The 21,601-nt window shown below is 42.1% G+C and carries 19 protein-coding genes; 15 read left to right on the forward strand and 4 right to left on the reverse strand.

The features are described from left to right. Nucleotides 1-22: 22 nt before the first annotated feature. The 5 genes from Q0R88_RS22055 to Q0R88_RS22075 all read left to right on the forward strand — a co-directional run bounded on the left by Q0R88_RS22055 (nucleotide 23) and on the right by Q0R88_RS22075 (nucleotide 4,744). On the forward strand, nucleotides 23-1,759 hold the full coding sequence (locus tag Q0R88_RS22055; protein WP_295720527.1) for an alpha-glucosidase: 1,737 nt from the start codon (nucleotides 23-25) through the stop codon (nucleotides 1,757-1,759). Between the two features lie 27 nt (nucleotides 1,760-1,786). After that, nucleotides 1,787-2,134 (forward strand): hypothetical protein, encoded by a 348-nt coding sequence (locus Q0R88_RS22060; RefSeq protein WP_295720529.1) that lies wholly within the window; start codon nucleotides 1,787-1,789, stop codon nucleotides 2,132-2,134. Continuing rightward, entirely contained in the window at nucleotides 2,055-2,678 is a 624-nt protein-coding gene (locus tag Q0R88_RS22065; protein ID WP_295720531.1) for an AraC family transcriptional regulator, read from the forward strand. Before Q0R88_RS22060 ends, Q0R88_RS22065 begins: the two co-directional genes overlap by 80 nt. A gap of 425 nt (nucleotides 2,679-3,103) precedes the next feature. Next, nucleotides 3,104-4,261: a HAMP domain-containing sensor histidine kinase gene (locus Q0R88_RS22070; RefSeq protein ID WP_295720533.1), complete on the forward strand. Its 1,158-nt coding sequence runs from the start codon at nucleotides 3,104-3,106 to the stop codon at nucleotides 4,259-4,261. 252 nt (nucleotides 4,262-4,513) lie between these two features. Continuing rightward, a complete protein-coding gene (locus Q0R88_RS22075) occupies nucleotides 4,514-4,744 on the forward strand; it encodes a hypothetical protein (protein WP_295720534.1) in 231 nt (76 codons plus the stop codon). A 60-nt stretch (nucleotides 4,745-4,804) separates the two neighbouring features. On the opposite strand, the gene Q0R88_RS22080 is transcribed toward Q0R88_RS22075, so the two are convergent. From Q0R88_RS22080 to Q0R88_RS22095, 4 genes are all read right to left on the reverse strand, one after another. Beyond that, nucleotides 4,805-6,481 (reverse strand): C45 family peptidase, encoded by a 1,677-nt coding sequence (locus tag Q0R88_RS22080; RefSeq protein WP_295720536.1) that lies wholly within the window; start codon nucleotides 6,479-6,481, stop codon nucleotides 4,805-4,807. Beyond that, a complete protein-coding gene (locus tag Q0R88_RS22085; RefSeq protein WP_295720538.1) occupies nucleotides 6,474-7,982 on the reverse strand; it encodes an NAD(P)/FAD-dependent oxidoreductase in 1,509 nt (502 codons plus the stop codon). Before Q0R88_RS22085 ends, Q0R88_RS22080 begins: the two co-directional genes overlap by 8 nt. A gap of 178 nt (nucleotides 7,983-8,160) precedes the next feature. Continuing rightward, entirely contained in the window at nucleotides 8,161-12,006 is a 3,846-nt protein-coding gene (locus tag Q0R88_RS22090; protein WP_295720539.1) for a 1-acyl-sn-glycerol-3-phosphate acyltransferase, read from the reverse strand. A gap of 12 nt (nucleotides 12,007-12,018) precedes the next feature. Continuing rightward, the gene (locus tag Q0R88_RS22095; RefSeq protein WP_295720540.1) at nucleotides 12,019-13,209 is read right to left on the reverse strand and encodes a DUF2062 domain-containing protein; all 1,191 of its coding nucleotides are present in this window, start codon (nucleotides 13,207-13,209) and stop codon (nucleotides 12,019-12,021) included. Nucleotides 13,210-13,549: 340 nt separating this feature from the next. Here Q0R88_RS22095 and Q0R88_RS22100 point away from each other — a divergent pair, with 340 nt between their 5' ends. The 10 genes from Q0R88_RS22100 (at nucleotide 13,550) to Q0R88_RS22145 (ending at nucleotide 21,569) form a co-directional block, all read left to right on the forward strand. Continuing rightward, nucleotides 13,550-15,118, forward strand: coding sequence for an aromatic amino acid ammonia-lyase (locus tag Q0R88_RS22100; protein WP_295720541.1), 1,569 nt, complete (start codon nucleotides 13,550-13,552; stop codon nucleotides 15,116-15,118). Between the two features lie 44 nt (nucleotides 15,119-15,162). Further along, nucleotides 15,163-15,891, forward strand: coding sequence for a 3-oxoacyl-ACP reductase FabG (gene fabG / locus Q0R88_RS22105; protein ID WP_295720543.1), 729 nt, complete (start codon nucleotides 15,163-15,165; stop codon nucleotides 15,889-15,891). A 103-nt stretch (nucleotides 15,892-15,994) separates the two neighbouring features. Then, the gene (locus tag Q0R88_RS22110; RefSeq protein ID WP_295720544.1) at nucleotides 15,995-17,212 is read left to right on the forward strand and encodes a beta-ketoacyl-[acyl-carrier-protein] synthase family protein; all 1,218 of its coding nucleotides are present in this window, start codon (nucleotides 15,995-15,997) and stop codon (nucleotides 17,210-17,212) included. Between the two features lie 13 nt (nucleotides 17,213-17,225). After that, nucleotides 17,226-17,483, forward strand: a complete 258-nt coding sequence (locus Q0R88_RS22115) for a phosphopantetheine-binding protein (protein ID WP_295720546.1) — start codon at nucleotides 17,226-17,228, stop codon at nucleotides 17,481-17,483. Between the two features lie 45 nt (nucleotides 17,484-17,528). Continuing rightward, nucleotides 17,529-17,951, forward strand: a complete 423-nt coding sequence (locus Q0R88_RS22120; RefSeq protein ID WP_295720547.1) for a 3-hydroxyacyl-ACP dehydratase — start codon at nucleotides 17,529-17,531, stop codon at nucleotides 17,949-17,951. 52 nt (nucleotides 17,952-18,003) lie between these two features. Further along, entirely contained in the window at nucleotides 18,004-18,429 is a 426-nt protein-coding gene (locus Q0R88_RS22125; RefSeq protein WP_295720549.1) for a thioesterase family protein, read from the forward strand. Between the two features lie 127 nt (nucleotides 18,430-18,556). After that, the gene (locus tag Q0R88_RS22130) at nucleotides 18,557-19,807 is read left to right on the forward strand and encodes an NAD(P)/FAD-dependent oxidoreductase (protein WP_295720551.1); all 1,251 of its coding nucleotides are present in this window, start codon (nucleotides 18,557-18,559) and stop codon (nucleotides 19,805-19,807) included. Between the two features lie 6 nt (nucleotides 19,808-19,813). Next, nucleotides 19,814-20,071 (forward strand): phosphopantetheine-binding protein, encoded by a 258-nt coding sequence (locus Q0R88_RS22135; protein ID WP_295720553.1) that lies wholly within the window; start codon nucleotides 19,814-19,816, stop codon nucleotides 20,069-20,071. 261 nt (nucleotides 20,072-20,332) lie between these two features. Continuing rightward, nucleotides 20,333-20,974 (forward strand): outer membrane lipoprotein carrier protein LolA, encoded by a 642-nt coding sequence (locus Q0R88_RS22140; RefSeq protein WP_295720555.1) that lies wholly within the window; start codon nucleotides 20,333-20,335, stop codon nucleotides 20,972-20,974. After that, nucleotides 20,937-21,569, forward strand: a complete 633-nt coding sequence (locus Q0R88_RS22145) for a hypothetical protein (RefSeq protein ID WP_295720558.1) — start codon at nucleotides 20,937-20,939, stop codon at nucleotides 21,567-21,569. Before Q0R88_RS22140 ends, Q0R88_RS22145 begins: the two co-directional genes overlap by 38 nt. Nucleotides 21,570-21,601 lie beyond the last annotated feature (32 nt).

Genomic DNA, 21,601 nt, shown 5'->3' on the forward strand with positions numbered 1-21,601 from the left:
TATAAACCATTCATTTCCGGTTATGAACAAGCCCTCCATTCCATTTATTATCGCCATGACTTTTTTTATGCTTACAGGCACATTTGGCCGCGCGCAAAACAGTTTAAATAATAAGGACAGTGTTGACCGCAAATGGTGGAAAGAGGCTGTGGTATACCAGCTTTATCCGCGGAGTTTTAAAGATGATAATGGAGATGGCATTGGCGACCTGAAAGGAATAATATCTAAACTGGATTATATAAAAAGCCTGGGAGTAGATGTGGTATGGCTAAACCCCATATACAGTTCGCCAAATGATGATAATGGTTACGATGTAAGTGACTATCGCGACATCATGAAGGATTTTGGCACCATGGCCGATTTTGACACGCTACTAAAAGGCATGCATGCGCGGGGCATTAAACTGGTTATGGACCTGGTAGTAAATCATAGCAGCGATGAACATGAATGGTTTAAGCAAAGCAGAAGCTCGCGCAACAACCCCTACCGCGAATATTACCACTGGTGGAATGCAGAGAAGGGAAAGCCGCCATACCGTTATAGTTTATTTGATGTTAACCATGATGCGTGGCGCTATGATTCACTTACTAATGCCTATTACCTTCACTATTTTTCGCGCAAGCAACCCGATTTAAACTGGGAAAACTCTAAACTGCGCCAGGAGGTTTATGACATTATGAAATTTTGGGCCGATAAGGGAATTGATGGCTTTAGGCTTGATGCATTCCAGTTTGCGGCAAAGGATACAACCTTCCCGGCATTTCCGCAGGGGTTTGAAAAAAACTTTACGCAGTACTATGGCATGCAGGGAAATTTGCACGGCTATTTACAGGAGATGAATAACCAGGTGCTTAGCAAGTATAATGTAATGAGCGTGGCAGAAGGTGCTGGCAATACATTTGAAGACGCGCACAATTTGGTTGATGCCGATAGAAATGAATTGAACATGGCCTACGCATTTGAGGGAGTGGATATTGCCAAGCCCGAAGGATATAGTTTGCTGCACTTAAAAAGCGTGTTTAGTAAATGGGATAGCGCTTTTGCGGCCAAAGGGTGGCTGTCGGTTTTTTTAGCCAATCATGACCAGGCCAGGCTGGTAAGCAGGTTCGGCAATGATAGCCCGCAGTTTAGGGCGCTATCATCAAAAATGCTGACCACCTTTTTGATGACTATGCGCGGCACGCCCTACTATTACAATGGCGATGAGTTAGGGATGACCAATGCCGGCTTTACCAAAATTGAAGATTACCGTGATGTGCAAACGCTTAATGAATATCAGCGCCAAAAAAACCTGGGAGCCGATCTGCAAAAGTATTTACAGCGAATAAGCTTTGAAAGCCGAGATAATGGCCGCACACCCTTTCAATGGAATAGTACCGGAAATGCAGGCTTTACAAAAGGGAAGCCATGGATAACGGTAAACGCTAACTATAAAACCATTAATGCCGCCGCCCAGGAAAAAGACCCGGCCAGTACATTAAATTATTTCAGGAGAGCTGTAAAACTGCGAAAAGATAACCTTGTGCTGGTGTATGGCAAATATAGCCTGTTGGATAAGCAAAATCCGGATACCTATGCGTTCACCCGGGAGTTAAATGGCAAAAAACTATTGGTATTGTTAAATTTCAAGGATAAAACAGCCACCGCACAAACGGATATCAACCTGAGCAATGCCGCAGTATTGTTGGGCAATTATGATAGGCCATCAAAAGACGGAACCTTAAAACCTTATGAAGCTGTTGTATATGAGTTGAAATAAGTTTTAATTTTACAGCATAAGGCACCTATGGAAGTAATAACGTTAGATGAATTTTACAAGCAAACCGCGGCTCTTGTTCCGGAGGGGATCAATAAAGAGATAGGCCATTTTAATGTTTTCAACATTGCTGAGCTAAGCAAAACAGGTGTAATGCCTTATAACAGGCGCACTTATTATAAAATAAGTATGATCCGCGGCCGTAACAGGGCCGAGTATGCTGATAAAGTGATCGACATTGAAAAAAACGCCCTGCTATTTGCCACCCCCAGGATTCCTTATAACTGGCAGCCGCTGGATGATGATCAGCATGGCCATTTCTGCATTTTTACCGACGAGTTCCTGGTTCAGGCCAAAAGCGGGGGTTGTGCTCGATGATCTGCCTATCTTTCAACCAGGGGGCTATCCCATCTTTCAGCTTAGCGATGATGACACCATCGCGATAACCGCCATATTTAGCAAAATGCACCAGGAGCTATCATCAAACTATGCCTACAAGTATGATTTGATACGCAATTACATTTTGGAACTTATACACCAGGGTCAAAAGCTGCAGCCTGCTTCCGCTCTTTACCCTGGTCATACTGCCTCGGCAAGGGTGTCATCCCTGTTTATGGAGTTGCTTGAGCGGCAGTTCCCTATCGAATCGCCCAGTCAAAAGCTCAAACTGCGCACAGCCAAGGATTATGCTGATCGTCTTGCCGTACATGTAAATCATCTTAATAAGGTACTAAAAGAAAATACCGGTAAAACTACTACCCATATCATCAGCGGCCGCGTTATCCAGGAGGCCAAGATCCTGCTTAAACAAACCGACTGGAACATATCCGAAATCTCCTACTCCCTGGGTTTTGAGCAGGTGGCTCATTTTTCAAACTTCTTTAAAAAGCAAACGTCATTAGCGCCAATGGCGTTCAGGTAGTAAATTTCATTTTAAACGCAACTTGTTATCCCCGATAAATAATTCGGGTTTTTTTGTTTTGACTTTCGTTTACCCAACAAGTTCAGCAGCCGGCAAATAAAGCGGTCATGTTATTTTTAAAGGATAAAACTAAACAACAGGAGACTACGTAAAAAGAATACTCCTGTTTTGATACCCAGGTTTAAAACCCTGATTGCCTAAATTGCACCATTAATGATCAGCCAATCAGTAAATGATTTTAATATAGATTTGATATTTTGAAAAATCACGCAGCTTTTGAATTTTGGAATAGATTAGTTGGCCATAGATCAAATGTTTCTCTCGAGGGTCGAATTTTTCATTCCGTTTGTATAGTTATATTAGTTGTACTTGGCGTTAATATCCCATTCAATTATTTAATTGGCCTTCCTCAGCTGGCCATCCTAATGGCGATAATTTCCTTCGTCGTCGCCTTCGTATACTATAATTCCAGAATTAAAGACAGGCTCAATAGCAGTATTACTATTTTCCTGATAACCAACAACCTGTTACTTATTGCCAACTACTATTACAATTCGGGCATTAATGGGCCCGGGTACGTTATTTTTATACTGTCGTTTTTTACCACGGTAGCCATCATTCCGCAAAAACAATACAAAATCTGGCTTCCACTTAACGTAGGCATTATTTTAAGTTTGCTATTTATAGAAAACGCACATCCAGACCTGATCGAGAATACCTACAACAGCAGAACAAGCCGTTTTATTGATTTTGGCTACAGCTATATTGCAACGGTTTCACTTATACTGGTAGTTACGGTTCATATCCGCACTGCCTATAAAAAAGAGCGAAGAGTTGTAGAGCAGAAGGCAAAGGCACTTGAACTGACAAATACCACCAAAAACAAACTCCTCTCCATACTGGCTCATGACCTTAAAGAGCCGCTATCATCATTACAGGGTTTCCTGGAGTTGCTTACCGAATACAACCTGGACGAAGCTGAAAGAGTAAACATTGAAAAGGAACTATTAAGACGCACGCAAGACACTTCCTATATGCTAACCAATGTACTTTCCTGGACCAAAAGCCAAATGGAATCTGTTCAGGTAAAGCTAATCCCTTTAAACTTGCTGCAAACATTAGATAATACACTCCGAATTTTAAAAAGCATTGCCAAAGAAAAATCTATTGAGCTTAATGATGATTTAGCAAGCCATATTTGGGTAATAGGTGATAGGGATATGTTGCAATTGGTTATTAGAAACTTAGTTATAAATGCCATTAAGTTTACCTATCCCGGCGGCAAAGTAACGGTAAGCGCCGAAGTTGTAGAAAACAATTGCATCATTAAGGTAGCCGATACCGGTCAGGGCATTCCTCTTGCACAGCAAGCCAGCTTATTTTCACTTTCGGCCCAGTCCACATTCGGAACGGGAAAAGAAAAAGGCGCAGGATTGGGCCTGGTACTTTGCCAGGAATTTGCAGCCTTGCAAGGGGGCAAAATATGGTTTACAAGTGAGCAAAATGTGGGTAGTACCTTTTTTGTAAGTTTTGAGTTTTACTCCTTAGCCAAACATGGGGAGTTGTCAAAACTGTCTTCATAAAAGTACTGCAATCAAAGATCTTTGCTACTTACTCAAAAACAAATGGCTTGCGGGCTAAGCACAGGATTACACAATAACCGTGCATGTACAACTTACAGGCAAATATTCTTTAGCTCTTACACCGCACTTTATTTATTTATCGTTAAATTTATCAATAACAATATAGGCATGCTTTAATTGGCTCATTTATTGATTATATAAAAGAACAAAATCAAACCTTCAACCGTTCATGCTAAAGATCAATTTATCACTATGGAAAATTTCGACATACATTATGCGGCCAACAACAGGGAGTTCGATCTGCATATTTTAGCTAAAAAAAACTCTATCAAGGGTGTTTACTATTCGGTTTATGACCATGGGGTGTGGCTTGCAAATATCTGCAAAAAAGGCAGAAATAAATACAAGGCACTATCATACACCGGGGCCTTTCCGCAAAACGATTTGGATATTATAGGGCAGCAGATTGATTTAATCAATTAAGCTTTTATCAACGGAGGTTAACAAAGGGCTTAATAATGCGCTGCAATTTGCTTTATGAAATTATTTTAGCTTTTCCACACATTTGTTAAGTTGTATTTTAACATGGTCCTCTTCCTTTTTAGTAGCTATAACTTTTGTTAAAGCAGCCTGGTAATATCCCAAAGCTTTTTTGTACTCGTCATGCTTAAACGAATAATCGCCGGCTATTACGTAGGCATGGTAGTATTGAGGATTGGTAGCTACCAGGCTATCGGTATTTATAGTTTCGCCATCAAGCACACGCTGCTTCATTTTACGGAAGCTCACAAAATCCTGGTATTGCGCGGTTGAAAGAAAAGTATCTGCCGGTACCGTGAGCTCCTGCTCGTTAATTTCCTGATCTTTTTTCATATCCCGCAAGCCAAACACTTTCTTCAGGTCATAGGCCACATATTCGCCCAGTTGCCACGGCGAAGTGCTTACCCAAACCAACAGTTTCTTAGGCTCAAAAACAATGCTGTGGTGCGACATTAGCTGGTTGATGGCTTTCTCGTTACCCATGCCAATATCTGCTCCATGCATACCTTTCTGATCGCGCAATATCGCTATGGTTTTTTGTACTGTATTTTTGCCATTGGCATTCAGCAATTCCATGAGGCGGTTATACCGGTATGGCGATGCACTCTCGGCCACCTGGATCTTATTTTCTTTTGAATGAATGAGGCCCTTGCTCTGGAAATGGTTGGCACAAACAATGTAATCCTGGTGCGGATCGTACATATCCAGCGTATCGGGGGTTTTCTCAATCACAACAGCTTTGTTATCGGCAGCAGAGGCAACCAGGAAGGCTTCAGATACAAACATCTTACGCTTTTTAGCAATAGCATATGCTTCCTGTGTGTTTTTAGCATACTGCAATATCTCGCGTGCTACCAATGATACCGGCGTAGCCGCTCCTGTAGGAATATTAGTTTTATCGGCATTGATGGTTACACTCACACCTTTTTCATTCATTCCGGATACTGCGCCAATAAACCCCCCCCAGGTAACAGTCATAAATTTATACCCTTCGGTGGGATTAAAAAATGCCACGATCTTATCCTGCGCAAATTTATCGCCCACGTAAAAATCAAAATTACGACCAATGATCATCGTGCTATCCTCAGATTTTACACCCCAGGTGCCAAACGATGTACAGCCCACCAAAGCCATACTTTGCAGCGCATGGCCAATATCATGCGCGGCATGGTAGTTCAATATTCGCTGGTAGTTGGAACCAATGTACTGGTACTTATCTGATGCCGATTTAGAGATCCCGTAGATCTCTTCCTTGTATTCCTCCGTAACATTTTTATCCAGGTTGCGGTTAAACCAGGCGATAAAGTATTTTAAAAAATGCTGGTAAAATTTAGAGGGCACTATCCTGCCTATCTGCTCTACAAAGTGGTCTTCCTGTGCCACAACCAGTTCCTGGCTCAGTTTGCCGTTAATAACGCCACGTTCAAAGGGTTTCCCCTCTACATACATTTCAAATAAACCACTTTTACTTTTGCGAAACCAGTCATTTTTAATGGTGTAAAAACCTTTGGAAGGCTCAGCCCGCTGTAGTTCCAGGCTGCTCAAATCTTTAGGCTCGGGCGGGTAATCAATTGCTACCGCATACAGGTAAACCATGCCAATAACAATCAGCAGCACAAAACCCAGGAAAACATACAGTATCCTTTTCCCAAACTTTTTCCAGCTGAATTTCTTATGCATTCCGTATTTTCCCTATTATGGCATCGTTGCCCAGTAAAGTAGTACAGGTAACTATAGCACTCATGGCTGTACCTAAAATACCATGTAAGTTAAGGTTTTGCCCGGTAAGATACAGGTTAGGTATTTTAGTGCGCGGTGATATAAATGTTTTTAGCGTGTGTTTATAATCTTTCACGATGCCGTAAAGTGAACCATCGCCGTTACCAATATAATCGCGGTAGGAGAGTGGCGTTGCCGAGTAATAGGATTTGATATGGCTCCTGAAATCCGGGAATTTCTTCTCCACCATGTCAAGCAATTTCTCACTTTTACGAATCTTGAACTCCTCATAAGTTTCGCCCCGTTCGTTAACGTTTGATACCGTATTAAAGGTGTCCTCCCAGGGTTTCATCTCCTCAAAGCGCATATAGGTGAGTATAGATGCACCATCGGCAAATTTGGCCGACCTGGAAGATGGAGCCATAAAATAGGCGTAACCAAGCGGCCAGTTCTCTTCGTTGTAATCGGCAATATCCCAAACGTGGCCATCCTTGCCAATGTAGTAGTTGGTGTTAAAATAAGGGAAGCTGTCCTTTTTAAAAACCACATTCAGCGTGAACGATGATACCGAGTTTTCCAGCCCTTTCAGGCGGTTGCGATAAGCCGGTTTAATCACATCAGAATCTGTCATTTCCAGCGTTTGCACCGGGTGCATGTTGCTGATAAACTGCCTGCCATAGATATTTACGCCATTGGCAGTTTCCACATGCGATACCTTTCCATCTTCCACAACAATCCGTTTCACCTCGCAATGGCGCTTGATAACTCCACCCCTTGATCGGATGTTTTTGGCAATATACTTTGCTATCTGCGATCCGCCGTCCACACATTTATAGGAACTTTCAATATAGCTGTTCAGGATGAGCGCGTGTACATAAAACGGGGTTTTATCTGCCTGTCCGGCATACAAGGCGTTATTACCCGCCAGTACAGCCTGCAGGCGCGGATTATCGGTTATAGATTCTATAAAACCTTTAGTGTCAATTTCCAGCACGGCCGACTTTTCGTTGAAATCATCGCCGCTTTTTAAGTTATACAAAGAGAATTTACTGCAAACCTCTTTGATCTTATCGCAATAGGTATTAAGCGCCGCTTCCTCGCCGGGGAAATGTTTTAATATATGACTAATGAAATTATCGTAGCCCTGGGCATATTCGTATTCAGTTTCTTCGCCGTAAATACCAATCTTATCAAAAACAACATCCTGTTTTTGCAGCTTCAGCTTATCCATCAGGTTAAGGTATTTGAATATCTGGTACAGGTTTTGGCCTTCATCAAGCCCGCCAAGGTAATGCACGCCCGAGTCAAAGATCACTTTATCGCGCACATAGGTTTGCAGCGAACCGCCAATCTGCTTGTTTTTTTCTATCACGCAAACCTTAAATCCTTCCCTGCTCAGTAAATCGGCGCTCACCAATCCCCCCATACCGCTGCCGATAATTACGGCATCATAAATCTCCATTTATCTAATTCCCTGTTTTATATTATAGTTTATAAACCTTTATTGGGGTTTAAAGTTGGCCCGTGCGGTGGAATCCCCTCTTGAGAGGGGCAGGGGTGTGTTATCGCGCGTTTAACACACCCCTGCCATTTCGCTATCCCGGCCCGCCCCCTCTCAAGAGGGGATTGTAAACCCGCTATTATTTTTTTATTACAAAAGTAATATTTGAAGTGTACTTTGTTTCATCAATTATATGGCAGTCCATATTATTGGCAGCCGCAATGTCCTCAACCAGTCGAGCTGATAAAAACGACAAGCCCTTGCTTGCCTTATTGAATTTCACAAACCTGGTTGAAAAAAACTCCGTAAGCTCGGTCCCCCGGTGCTTTTCTTTCAGGTCTTTATTGCCATCACGGATAATCATCATCCCGCCGGCATTCAGGCTGTTGATGCAGCGTTGCACAATCAGTTTTTGCTCATCGGGCTGCATATAATGCAGCATATCGGCAATAATAATGGCATCGTATTTTTCAAACTCAAAGTTGAGCACATCCGCATGTTCAAAATTGATAAGCGCGTCTTTATTAAAGTTGTTATTGGCTAGTTCTATTTTATCCTCATCATAATCTATCCCGGTAAACTCACGTTGCGGGGCAGCAAAGTGTAACATATAAGGCATAAAACCATAGCCGCAGCCAATATCAAGCATTTTACCTTTTATAGGCAGCAGGTTATGAAATTGTTGGTAGTTTTTTTCTAATCTTACCTTAACCCTCATATACCACTCCAAAACCGGGCCCTTATAAAGGTAATTATATATCAGCTGCTCGCGGTAATAGCCCGGTTGCTGCACACCTGCGCACAGTTGTTTGTATTCGGCCTTAAAATATTTACTAATGGCTTTGGTGCGTTCATAATAACCTGTTCCAAAAGCACTGTCGCCCGGTTTTATACGGGGCAGGTATTTGAGGGTGATCTTGCCGTTCTTTAAAAGAAAATCACCCTTGGTCATACAATAGCCGGTGCCGTGGATGAGTATCGGCTGAATATCCATATTCAATTGTTCGGCCAGGTAAAACGCCCCTTTGTGAAAACGCTTAATATCCCCGTCAACAGAGCGGGTACCTTCGGGGAAGATCACGATAGAGTAACCTTGCTGTACCCTGCCAGCCAGCAAATCGATATTAGCTTCGGTACCCTGGGCTACCGGGAAATAATCGGCCATGCGCACCACCGCGCCAAATACCGGCGAGTTCCATACCCAGTTATTGGTGAACAGGATGAGCTTCGGGTTAAGCATCACCAATATCAAAATATCCAAAAACGATTGGTGGTTGGCAATGATCACCGATGGCTTATTAAAATCGGCAAGCTGCCTGTTAATGATCTCCTTTTTCACATTCCCCATGATATAGATCATTGACCAGGAAAACCGCGCGAGGATAGCATGATAAACCAATTTTCCTTTTTCCTTGCTGAACGGATTCAGCCTGAATAAAAAGCCTAATGCCGATAGGATTAAACAGCCCGTTACAAAATAAGTGAACGCGAAAACACTGATCACAAAGCCGCTGATGGTCCAGGGGAATTGCTTTTTCTGTGTGCGGTTTTTAATGAGGATATTGAACAAGAAAGGGATCAGTATCTGCGACATGATGACCACACAGCAGATCCCGATGATGGAAATAAAAGCTATCGACCGCAAAGCGGGGTGTTTGGCAAATATCAATACCCCCAAACCGGTAATGGTAGTTATAGCCGATAAAAAGATGGATGATTTATAAGATGATAATACCTTTTTGCCTGTTTTGTATTCTTGCAGCAGGCCATCCATAATGTACAGGCTATAATCATCACCCAAACCAAATATCAGGGCCGATATAATGATGTTCACTATATTAAAGCCAATGCCGAAAATCCCCATCAGCCCTAAGATCCAGATCCATGAAATAGCCATCGGGATAAAGGAGACCAGCGCCAATTCCATACGGCCGTAGGTTAACAGCAGCACCACAAAAACCAGCAGGGATGACATGACCGCTATTTTGGTAAAATCGGCATTAATGATCTCCACCAGTTTATTGGTAAGGTATTGTTTATCTATAACGGTAACATTAGGGTCGTTTTCAAAGGCTTTGTAAATGGCGGCTTTTTTATCAGCCGATGTTTGCACCAGCGTTACTACTGTAGAATGGCTGGGGTACTCGTTAATAAAATTATCCAGGAAACTCTTCCTGATCCCGGCTACATCACCTTCATTTATGTTCGAAAAATCTTTGTTGAGCAGCGTTTTAAATTTATCAAAGGCCGCGGCACTGAAACCTTGTAATTGGCCTTCCTTATCCAGGGTGGCAAACAGTTGCTGTTTCTTTCCGGGAGTCCAGTAAGTATTCCAGCGGGCGATCCGTGCTTTTTGCAGGGAATCGGAAAGGATAAATGACGATACATCTGAGGATTTTTTTACGATACCCTGCGCCTTTAGCTTTTCAATTTGGGCCGCCAGCTTTTCATTATTCACCAAAGCCCTGTCCAACGTTTTCCCTTCGGATACCAGGTACACCGATTGCAGCGCGTACTGATTGATCTTGTTGAGCTTATTTTGCGATTGCTGCAGCTGCAAAGGCATGTAGTTCATTTTGGCAACATCAAACTCAAAGGTTACATCATTGGCCTTGTAAAAAAACACACCGGTAAGCAGTATAATACCGGTAACAATGAACTTATTATACTCGGGATTAAAAGAGGCCAGCTTATCTATCCACGAAAGCAGGATCACCTGGTGGTTTTCCTGTTCTTTTTTGGTCGATATAAACTGCGGCAAAAATACCAGCGAGCAAATGGATGCACCTATCAAACTAAAGGCGGCAAAAAGGCCCAGGTCTTTCAGCATTTCCGATTCTACAAACTCCAGGCACAGGAAACCGCCAATGGTGGTAAAGCTGCCAACGGTAAGGGGCATTACCAAATCTTTAAGTACCTGCTCCACACTTTTGGTATGCCGGTAATGGTTAAATACATGCAGTGAATAATTGATAGCGATGCCCAGCACCACCGAACCCGTGCCCAAAGCGATAACCGAGATGCTACCCTTTAAAAAGTAAATGGCCGTTAATGAAAACAGTGAGCCAAACAGCACCGGGATTAAAATAATTATGGGTGCCCGCTTTTTTCTGAAATATAAACCTAAAAACAAAATAAGGGCCAGCACTGTGATGCCTTGCGTAAGCGCGGTATCTTTCCGTAGTTGTAAAGCGTTGCCGTAATATACTGCCGCCGAGCCAAAATAGGTGGCCGTAACAATTCCTTTAGGCTTATTGCTCAGGCTATCTATCAGCTGGTTTAAGCCTTTTATTAAAACGCCGTTCTTCCCGGTATTATTTGGCGGGTAGGCCGGGGTGATAAACATGAGCAGGGTTTGATGATCTTTAGTGACCACATAGTTATCATACAGTTCAAAATTTTTATCGTACTGCAATTGCTGTAACTTTTTTAGTCCGATGAAGGAGATACCAACGGGATCGTTACTGATGATGCTTTTTAGGGCTATACTTGCCGGCGATGCAAGCGTGCGGTAATCGTATTGAAGGGTTTGTTTTACTTTTGCCGGGGTAATAAGGGTATCAATGGTTTGGTAATCCTTCTCCGTTAAATAAACAGGCAGCCTTTGGGTAATGGCGCCAAACAGCTTCATCACTACATCATCATCAACCTTAAAATTGGCTTTGCCTATATAGGGTTTAAATTGGGGTTCAGCGGTAGCCGCAAATTCATCGGCAAATGCTACAAGGCTATCCGGGTTTGCAATAGCGGTGCTGTCTTTTAGCGATACCATGATCACCAACTTATCCAAAAATTTGGAGTTCTGGAAAACCTCGTTCAGTTTGTTGATCTTTTTATCCTTCGGGATAACCTTGCTGATATCTTCCTCAAACTTTACCTGCGAAGCAAAATACCCCATGAACAAAAAGCATGTGGCAAATACAGTATAAAAAACAGCCCTGTTCCTGGCAAAATAATGGTATATGAGGATAAGGCCTTTTTCCATTTAATGGCTTACTTAGATAGCAGCAGGAGCTTTTTTCAATAATTTAAGCAAGGCATACGTTATCAGCCCAACCGTAAGGGATGCAACAACAGCCAGTGTAAGACTGCCATAAATATATTGCTCCATGTGCTCGCCAATGGTTTTGAAAGATATTTTTGAGCTGAACGCCATGTTGGTCACTTTATCGCCCATCCAGTACTCGCCGGCTTTATAGCTTAAAAATATAACCACAGGAATCATAGGCGGGATACTGATGTGTGCCGAGAATACCACCAGCGCCTTATTGAGTTTAAATATGATAGATAAAAATATGGCTACCGCGAGTTGAAAACCCCAGATAGGTACTATCCCCATAAAAATACCCAAGGCAATTGATAAGGCCTTTACCTCGTCGGTATCGTTAGGGTTATACAGGGTGGCTATTATCTTTTTACGTCCTTTTTTTTTTGATAAATCGAGAAAAAAGTTGCGCGGTTTGATCCAAACAAAGGCAATAACTACCAGGAAGGCATTCAATACGCCAACCCTTGAAAAATCGGTAAAGGGCCGAAAGTGCGATACTCTCGTTTCTTTGGGTGCATAATAAACGCTTACCGGTACCGAATCCATGTGCACACCCCGCCAGGAGGCCCTAACTATCACCTCAATTTCAAATTCATATTTGCGGGTATAAAACTTCATCCCCTCTAACAGGTATAGCGGATAAAGCCGGAAGCCGGATTGTGTATCAGGGCAATGAATGCCTGTTTCCACCCAAAACCAAAAATTGGAGAATTTATGCCCGAAACTACTTTTACCAGGCACCGCCGCTTGTTCCATATTGCGGGAGCCTATGATGATAGCGTCCTGAACCTGTTCAAGCCTATTTAAAAAAGCGGGGATATCTTTAGCAAAATGCTGCCCGTCGGAGTCAATAGTGATGGCGTATTTGTAGCCTTTTTGCATGGCATAGGCAAATGCCTGGCGTAATCCCCAGCCCTTGCCTACATTATCAGGGTAACTAATAAGCTGTACATGAGGAAATGTTTTTACAATAGCTTCGGTATCATCGGTTGAGCCATCATTAACAACAATGACCTGGCTGCTGTATGCAGATACATCGGCAATTACACTACCTAAAGTAAGGTGATTGTTATAGGTGGGAATAATAACACATACCTGCAGTTCATCAAACCGCTTACTTACTAAACCCTCAAATTCCATTAATTACCCTTGATATATAATAAATTGAAAACAACATTTTTCTACATAACAAAATTAGCGTTAATGATGATATAGCGGCTAAATAGTTTTAAATTAATAAATGCGCGTTACTTACAGCAATCCACCTGCACGTGTAACGTTTTCAATATTTATCTCGTCTGCGTATTTACATTTAATAATATACAAAATCGCTAAACATTTATGGTGCTAATTACAGCCAAACCTTTATCAACAAAGAAGGCGAAAAATATCATATCTGAAATATTTATCCTATTTTCGGACGTTTTTTGTGTGAATTTTTTTGAAGTTTTACATTTTTCATTTTAATAATATTTAGTTCATGATACATATAGGGGGGCGGTACATTACTGCTGATGATTTTTCCAAAATCCTGTTTGATGATGAGGAAATTGGATTAGATACATCGGCTGTAAAGAATGTGGAGGTTAACTACCAGTTTTTGCAGGGCTTTTCATCAAATAAACTCATATACGGCATTAATACCGGTTTTGGCCCAATGGCGCAATACAAGGTTAGCGAAGAAAACCTGTTGCAATTGCAATATAACCTTATCCGCAGCCATGCTTCGGGCGGTGGTAATTTAATGCAGCCTTTATTGGTAAAAGCATTAATGATTGCCCGGTTAAACAGCTTTATGCAGGCCCGCTCCGGTGTTCATACCGATCTTCCCGAACTGCTTGTTGAATTAATAAATAAGGGCGTAGCACCCAATGTTTACGAACATGGGGGTGTAGGTGCATCCGGCGACTTGGTACAGTTAGCTCATTTAGCGCTGGTATTAATTGGCGAAGGAGAATCAAGCTACAATGGCGAGCAGCACTCTACCGAAGAGTTGTTTAAAGAAATTGGAATAACTCCTCTCTCTATCAAGATACGGGAAGGATTGGCCATCATCAATGGCACATCGGCCATGACCGGTATTGGCATGGTAAACATCATCCAGGCTAAAAAATTGCTGGAATGGTCTATCGTGCTATCATCCATGATTAACGAAGTGGTACAGGCTTTTGATGATCATTACTCCTACGAGCTGAACATCGTTAAACACCACAAAGGGCAAAACGAGGTGGCCGCCATTATGCGCGATGTATTAACGGGCAGCAAAATGATCCGCGACCGCTCTGAGCATTTGTACAATCCCGATAACCTAAACCAGGAAGTATTTTTAGATAAAGTACAGGAATACTATTCCCTGCGTTGCGTAACGCAAGTATTGGGCCCTATCTATGATACCATTTTTGAGGTTGAAAGGGTAGTGACCGATGAGTTGAACTCGGTGAATGACAACCCGGTAATTGACCACGATAGCAAGAACATTTTCCACGGTGGCAATTTCCATGGCGACTATGTATCCCTGGCGATGGATAAGCTCAAGATAGCTATCACCAAACTGTGCATGCTATCTGAAAGACAGCTGAACTACCTGCTGAATGAAAAATTGAACCAAAAATTCCCGCCGTTTGTTAACCTGGGCGTTTTAGGCTTTAATTTTGGAATGCAGGGTATGCAGTTTACGGCAACATCAACCACTGCCGAAAACCAAACACTATCATACCCCATGTACCTGCACAGCATTCCTAACAATAATGACAACCAGGATATTGTAAGCATGGGCTGTAATGCCGCGCTAATGACCAAACGGGTTATCGATAACACATTTGAAGTGCTGGCTATACAAATGATGGCTATTTTACAGGCTATTGATCACCTGGATTGCAGCGAAAAACTATCGCCAACAACCCATACTGTTTACACCGACCTGCGGGCCATATTCCCTAAGTTTGTGGAAGACAAACCTAAATACAAGGATATGGTAAACGTAAAGCAGTATTTTGAAAAGGCAGAACATGTGCACCTGATAAAAAACAGAAGCTCGCATATTTTATAACAACAAGGCAAATATTTCAGTAAAACAATTTAACAGATCAGCAAATGAAATGTGCATTAGTAACCGGCGGATCAAGAGGAATAGGCAGGGCCGTTTGTTATAAATTGGCTTTAATGGGCTACTACGTACTGGTGAATTATAAAAGCAACGAAACCGAAGCGCTGCATACCTTATCAACCATAAAAGAAAACGGAGGCGATGGCGAGATCATCCGGTTTGATGTGGCCGAAAAGGAAGATATAAGGGCAGTATTAGGTACCTGGATTGAAACCAATACCGAAAAATATATTGAGGTGCTCGTAAATAACGCGGGCATTAAGGATGATACCCTGATGATGTGGATGAAGGATGAGCAGTGGGACAGCGTTTTAAAAACCAGTTTAGATGGTTTCTTTTACGTTACACAAATGGTTTTAAATGGCATGTTGGTTAAAAAATATGGCCGCATTATCAACGTGGTATCACTATCAGGCTTAAAAGGATTGCCAGGCCAGGTAAATTACTCGGCTGCTAAAGCCGGTGTAATTGGCGCAACCAAGGCTTTGGCGCAGGAGATAGCCCGTCGTGGGGTTACGGTGAATGCTGTGGCGCCAGGGTTTATTAAAACCGATATGACCGAAGGCCTTGATGAAAAAGAACTAAAATCAATGATCCCTATAAAGCGGTTTGGAACCGCTGAAGAAGTTGCCCACGCGGTAGGCTTTTTGGCTTCGCCGGAGGCATCATATATTACGGCAGAAGTACTTTCAGTTAATGGAGGATTGTATTCTTAATTAATCATTTGTTCACAAAAGCATCATTTTAATATTTTAGTGATTAAGTATTTTTATTTAGTTTTAAAGGTATTTGTAAATTGATTAAGCCGGTTTTAGTGTTATGAACAGAGTTGTGATTACGGGGATGGGTATTTACTCCTGTATAGGGAAAAATCTTAACGATGTTAGGGATTCGCTATTCCAGGGTAAATCGGGAATAATGCTTGATACTATGCGCAAAGAATTCGGTTACCGATCTGGCTTAACCGGCTTTGTGGACAGACCAAATTTAAAAGAAAAACTTGACAGAAGATCACGTATCATGCTGCCCGAACAGGGAGAATATGCCTACATGGCCACTATTGAAGCCCTGGAACAAGCCGGTATTGATATGGATTACCTCGATCAAAACGAAATAGGTATTCTATACGGCAATGATAGCTCTGCTAAACCGGTGATTGATTGTACCGATATTATCCGTTTAAAAAAAGATACCATGCTGGTAGGGTCGGGCGCGGTTTTCCAAACCATGAACTCCACCGTGAGCATGAACCTGGCCACCATTTTTAAACTTAAGGGGATCAACCTTACCGTAAGCGCGGCCTGCGCAAGCGGATCACATGCCATTGGCCTGGGCTATCACCTCATCAAAAGCGGATTACAGGAAGGCATCATCTGCGGCGGTGCCCAGGAGCTTAACCATTTTTCGATGGGGAGCTTTGATGCGCTTTCGGCCTTTTCAATTTTAGAAGCAACACCAACAAAAGCGTCCCGCCCGTTTGACCGCAGCAGGGATGGCCTTGTACCAAGCGGGGGCGCGGCAACCGTAATACTGGAGAGCCTGGAATCGGCCCAACGCAGGGGCGCAAATATATTAGGCGAGGTTATTGGCTACGGCTTTTCATCAAATGGGGGCCATATCTCTAACCCAACGGTTGGTGGCCCGGTACGCTCTTTGGCTATGGCCCTAAGGGATGCAGGTATGGGCGCTGCCGATATTGATTATATCAACGCTCATGCAACCTCAACACCGGCCGGCGATGCCAGCGAGGCAAAAGCCATTCACGAAGTTTTTGGATCAAGCAAACCGCTGGTGAGCTCAACCAAATCAATGACCGGGCATGAGTGCTGGATGGCCGGCGCAAGTGAAATCGTGTACTCTATGCTGATGATGCAAAATTCATTCATCGCACCAAACATTAACTTTGAAACCCCAGACGAGGATTCAATTAAGTTAAACATAGCAACAACCACCATCGAGAAAGATTTTAACGTGTTTCTGTCAAACTCTTTTGGTTTTGGAGGTACAAATTCGTCCCTGATTATTAAAAAATACTGATTAACCTAACCTTATGCAATTTTTAGAGATCATAGAAAAAACAAACGCTTTTTTAGCCGAAGAGTTTGAGATCGACATAGAAAAGATCACTCCTGAAGCAAACCTTAAGGATACCCTTGAGCTGGATAGCCTGGATTATATAGACCTTGTGGTGGTAATTGAAAGCAATTTCAACTTTAAGGTACAGCCCGAAGATTTTGTGGGCATTGTTAACTTCCAGGATTTTTACGAGTACGTAGATACCAAAGTAAACGCTAAAGAGCTGGCGTAAACGCCATCACTATTGAGGTAATTAAAGAATTTACGCCCTGCTTCTATGTTTGTACAGCCGTCAAATACACCGGACCTTATACCACAAAAATTCCCTTTCGTGATGATTGATCATTTGATCTACAGCGATGAGACAAGCAGCCGTACCCAATTTTGTGTAAAAGCCGACAATATTTTGGTTGAGGATGGTGAGTTTAGCGCAGGCGGCCTGGTTGAAAACATAGCACAAACTGCCGCGGCAAGGGCCGGCTATGTTGCCCAAAACGGAGATAAACCAGATGCCATTGGCTATATAGGGGCAATTAAAAACCTTGAAGTATTCTCGTTGCCTAAAATAAATGATATCTTAGAAACAGAAATCATCATTGATAATCAAATATTTGATGTTACGCTGATATCCGGAAAGGTAAAATGCGGAGATGAATTACTGGCGCAATGCCAAATGAAAGTGTTTATAATTAAACCATAATCTTAATTAACAATACCTGCAAAAACAGGTTTCGATCACAAAAAAACAGAAATTGCAAAAAACACTGAAACATGTCACCGAGATAAGTGTAAAGTTTAGCGAAGTAGACTCGCTGGGCATTGTGTGGCATGGGCACTATGTGCGTTATTTTGAGGATGGCCGGGAAGCTTTCGGAAAAGCCTTCGGAATAGATTACCTCACCGTGTACAACAACCAATACGTTACACCAATTGTAAAGATTGATTGTAATTATAAACAAGTTTTGCGCTATGGCGATAGTGTAATTATTGAAACGGAATATATACCCAGCGAAGCCGCGCGCCTGAATTTTAACTATCGTCTGTTAAACGCAGCTACCGGCGAGGTTGTGGTAACAGGCTCAACCGTACAGGTATTTTTAAACCGGGATAGTTTTGTGCTTCAATTAACAAATCCTCCATTTTTTGAGGAGTGGAAAAAGAAACATTCGCTGGCCTGATGGGTATGATTTTCTTTAGAACATTTTACCAATTTGATACTTTTATAAACAACATAAACGCTAAAGGCTTTAATTAATAAACCCGCGGCAATACTAACAATAAACAAACGCTAAAGAATTTAAATAGATGAATACGGAAAAAGTTGATGTGTTGGTAATTGGCGCTGGTCCGGCGGGTACTGTGGCCGCTTCTATCGTGAATAAAGCCGGTTTTAAAGTTAAAATTGTTGAAAAGCAAAAATTCCCCCGTTTTGTAATAGGCGAAAGCCTGTTGCCCCGTTGTATGGAAGCATTAACCGAAGCCGGTTTTGTTGAAGCTGTGGAAGCAAAGGGTTTTCAGAAAAAATTTGGAGCAAAGTTTGTAAAGAATGGCGTAATCTGCGACTATTATTTTTCGGACCAGTTTACTGATGGCTGGAACTGGACCTGGCAGGCACCCCGTGCCGAATTTGATAAAACTCTGGCCGATACCGTGGAAGCCATGGGTGTGCCGGTTCATTATGAAACCACCGTTACCGGTATTACATTTAACGGATCAGATTCTGTTACAACTGTTGAAGACATTGACGGCAATCAAACACAGATAGAAGCTCGCTTTATTATTGATGGCAGCGGATACGGTCGTGTGATCCCCCGGTTGTTCAACCTGGATAAACCATCTAACATGTCTGAGCGAAAGGCGTTGTTTGCGCATACCAATGATGTTAAACGCCATTTAGGCGATGAGCCAAACCGCATAACGATAGTTGTACATAAACCCGGAGTTTGGGTATGGGTTATTCCTTTTTCAAACGGAGTTACTTCATTGGGTTTTGTAGGCAACCCGGAGTTTTTTAACCAATACGAGGGCAATAACGATGAAGAAAAGCTGCGAAGCCTTATTGCGTCTGAGCCCTATTTAAGTGAAAGGTTTGAGGATGTTGAATTTGTTTTCGACCCTAAAATATTACAGGCCTGGAGCAGTACTACCGATACCTTTCATGGTGAAGGCTTTGTACTTACTGGCAATGTTACCGAGTTTTTAGATCCCATATTTTCATCGGGAGTAACGCTGGCTACTGTATCCAGTCAAAATGCTGCACATTTAGTTATCCGCACCCTAAACGGCGAAACGGTTAACTGGGAAAAGGAATATACTGAAAAGGTAATGCAGGGAGTGGATGTTTTTCGCTCCTATGTTAATGCCTGGTATGATGGCACGTTGGATACCATCTTTTTTGCCGGATCATTTGTGCCCGAAATAAAAAATATGATTTGCTCTGTTCTGGCTGGATATGTTTGGGATTTAGATAACCCATATGTTAAAAACCATAACAAAGCGTTAAATAAATTAGCAAGAATTATTCAGCTAAGTGATCGGATAGATCAAAATGTATAAAATAAAATGGACAAATTAATTAATGATCTAAAAGTACAGATCATAGACCAATTGAACTTACAGGACCTTAAACCAACAGACATTGGCGATGATGAATCGTTATTTGCAGATGGCTTAGGCCTCGACTCTATAGATGTTTTGGAGCTCATCGTTTTAATGCAAACGAACTATAAAATTAAGCTTTCAAAAGCCGAAGATGGCCCAAAAGTATTCCAGTCGGTACGTACCATGGCCGAGTATATAACAGAAAATCAGGCCGCTTAGGTGAGGGGGCAATGTGAGAACGATTAAAGCACGGCAACGTTAAAAAGGGCATCAAAAAAATTCGTCATTGCGAGGCACGAAGCAATCTCCGTGCTGTACAGGGCCAACAGAAAGGCAAAGCATACATCCTTGTTGTGCTTGTGTAGAGATTGCTTCGTACCTCGCAATGACGGTAAGGTTTTAATTGGTCAACCGCGCTATTCCTCTTCAAACCTTTTGGCGCAATCAATGTCTATTTGGTAATATAAATTCGATTTAATTGTGAAAATCAATAAAGTACTCCTAACGCTTTTCATACTTTCTGCTGCTTTTACATCAAGGGCGCAGCATGCCGGCTATACCCAGCTTACCGATCTATCGAAATTTAAAGAACAGTTTACCGCTACGGCTCAAAAAACAAACAGCATTAAAAGTGACTTTGTGCAGGAGAAAAACCTGAGCATGTTAGCCGAAAAGATCACATCAAAAGGGAAGTTCTGGTTTAAAAAAGACAATATGGTGCGGATGGAATATACCCAGCCCTCCAAATACCTGATGATCATCAACAAGGATAATATCCTGGTGAAAGATGAGCAAAAGGAGAATAAGATCAACACCCGGTCGAACAAGCTTTTTCAGCAGATCAATAAAATAATTGTTGATTGCGTGCAGGGTTCTATCCTTAGCAACCCCGATTTTAAGGTTAAGGTATTTGAAAATAAAAGCAATTACCTGGTGGAGCTTTCACCATTATCAAAAGGGATCAAAGACTTTTTTAAAAGCATCAATATCTCTGTTGATAAAAAAGATAATTCGGTAAGTAATATCGATATGCAGGAGCCATCGGGCGATAATACCACCATTCATTTTATAAATAAAGAGATAAATGCCAGCCTCCCGGATGCGCTTTTTGCTGCTAAGTAGCTGCCTGCTCTTGTTGGCCGGCTGCTCTTCGGTTTATAAAAACCTACAGCCTGCAACTGGCAATTTTAACCACATCTACAAATTCAGGCCGCAATTTTCTGTTGTGCTTTATAATGCGGAGATCAATGTTACCAGCCATCATTTAAGCGGCTTGTTATTAATGAAAATAATGCCCGATAGCAGTACCCGTATTGTATTCTCCAGCGAGATGGGGGTTAAGTTTTTCGACTTTGCTTTTTTAAAAGATGGCAGCTTTAAGGTGTATTACATTATCCCCCAAATGAATAAAGGACCTGTGATAAAAACCCTGATGAAGGATTTCGATCTGGTACTCATGCGCCAGCAGGGCAGTCATGAGCATTATATACTGAAGGATAGTGCGCACCTATATTATGTATTGCCCCAGCAAAAGGGCGCCAACTACTACATCACCAACATGGCCGGCGACTCCCTGCTACGGATGGAAAAATCATCAAAAAGGAAACCGGTGGCCGTGGCAACCATGATGAACTATAAAAATGGCCTGCCTGATACCATCGGTATTGACCACAAAAACTTTAAATTTACCATCGGTTTAAAAAAGATAGAACGATAGCAGGAAGCTGAAGGCCGAAGGCTGAAAGCTTT

The sequence above is a fragment of the Mucilaginibacter sp. genome (genome assembly GCF_025362475.1).
Lineage (GTDB): Bacteria > Bacteroidota > Bacteroidia > Sphingobacteriales > Sphingobacteriaceae > Mucilaginibacter.

Excerpts from the sequence above, each read along its gene's own strand:
- Q0R88_RS22055 (WP_295720527.1), top strand. The coding sequence starts at position 23 with ATGAACAAGCCCTCCATTCCATTTATTATCGCCATGACTTTTTTTATG.
- Q0R88_RS22060 (WP_295720529.1), top strand. The coding sequence starts at position 1,787 with ATGGAAGTAATAACGTTAGATGAATTTTACAAGCAAACCGCGGCTCTT.
- Q0R88_RS22065 (WP_295720531.1), top strand. The coding sequence starts at position 2,055 with ATGATGATCAGCATGGCCATTTCTGCATTTTTACCGACGAGTTCCTGG.
- Q0R88_RS22070 (WP_295720533.1), top strand. The coding sequence starts at position 3,104 with ATGGCGATAATTTCCTTCGTCGTCGCCTTCGTATACTATAATTCCAGA.
- Q0R88_RS22075 (WP_295720534.1), top strand. The coding sequence starts at position 4,514 with ATGGAAAATTTCGACATACATTATGCGGCCAACAACAGGGAGTTCGAT.
- Q0R88_RS22080 (WP_295720536.1), bottom strand. The coding sequence starts at position 6,481 with ATGCATAAGAAATTCAGCTGGAAAAAGTTTGGGAAAAGGATACTGTAT.
- Q0R88_RS22085 (WP_295720538.1), bottom strand. The coding sequence starts at position 7,982 with ATGGAGATTTATGATGCCGTAATTATCGGCAGCGGTATGGGGGGATTG.
- Q0R88_RS22090 (WP_295720539.1), bottom strand. The coding sequence starts at position 12,006 with ATGGAAAAAGGCCTTATCCTCATATACCATTATTTTGCCAGGAACAGG.
- Q0R88_RS22095 (WP_295720540.1), bottom strand. The coding sequence starts at position 13,209 with ATGGAATTTGAGGGTTTAGTAAGTAAGCGGTTTGATGAACTGCAGGTA.
- Q0R88_RS22100 (WP_295720541.1), top strand. The coding sequence starts at position 13,550 with ATGATACATATAGGGGGGCGGTACATTACTGCTGATGATTTTTCCAAA.
- fabG (WP_295720543.1), top strand. The coding sequence starts at position 15,163 with ATGAAATGTGCATTAGTAACCGGCGGATCAAGAGGAATAGGCAGGGCC.
- Q0R88_RS22110 (WP_295720544.1), top strand. The coding sequence starts at position 15,995 with ATGAACAGAGTTGTGATTACGGGGATGGGTATTTACTCCTGTATAGGG.
- Q0R88_RS22115 (WP_295720546.1), top strand. The coding sequence starts at position 17,226 with ATGCAATTTTTAGAGATCATAGAAAAAACAAACGCTTTTTTAGCCGAA.
- Q0R88_RS22120 (WP_295720547.1), top strand. The coding sequence starts at position 17,529 with ATGTTTGTACAGCCGTCAAATACACCGGACCTTATACCACAAAAATTC.
- Q0R88_RS22130 (WP_295720551.1), top strand. The coding sequence starts at position 18,557 with ATGAATACGGAAAAAGTTGATGTGTTGGTAATTGGCGCTGGTCCGGCG.
- Q0R88_RS22135 (WP_295720553.1), top strand. The coding sequence starts at position 19,814 with ATGGACAAATTAATTAATGATCTAAAAGTACAGATCATAGACCAATTG.
- Q0R88_RS22145 (WP_295720558.1), top strand. The coding sequence starts at position 20,937 with ATGCCAGCCTCCCGGATGCGCTTTTTGCTGCTAAGTAGCTGCCTGCTC.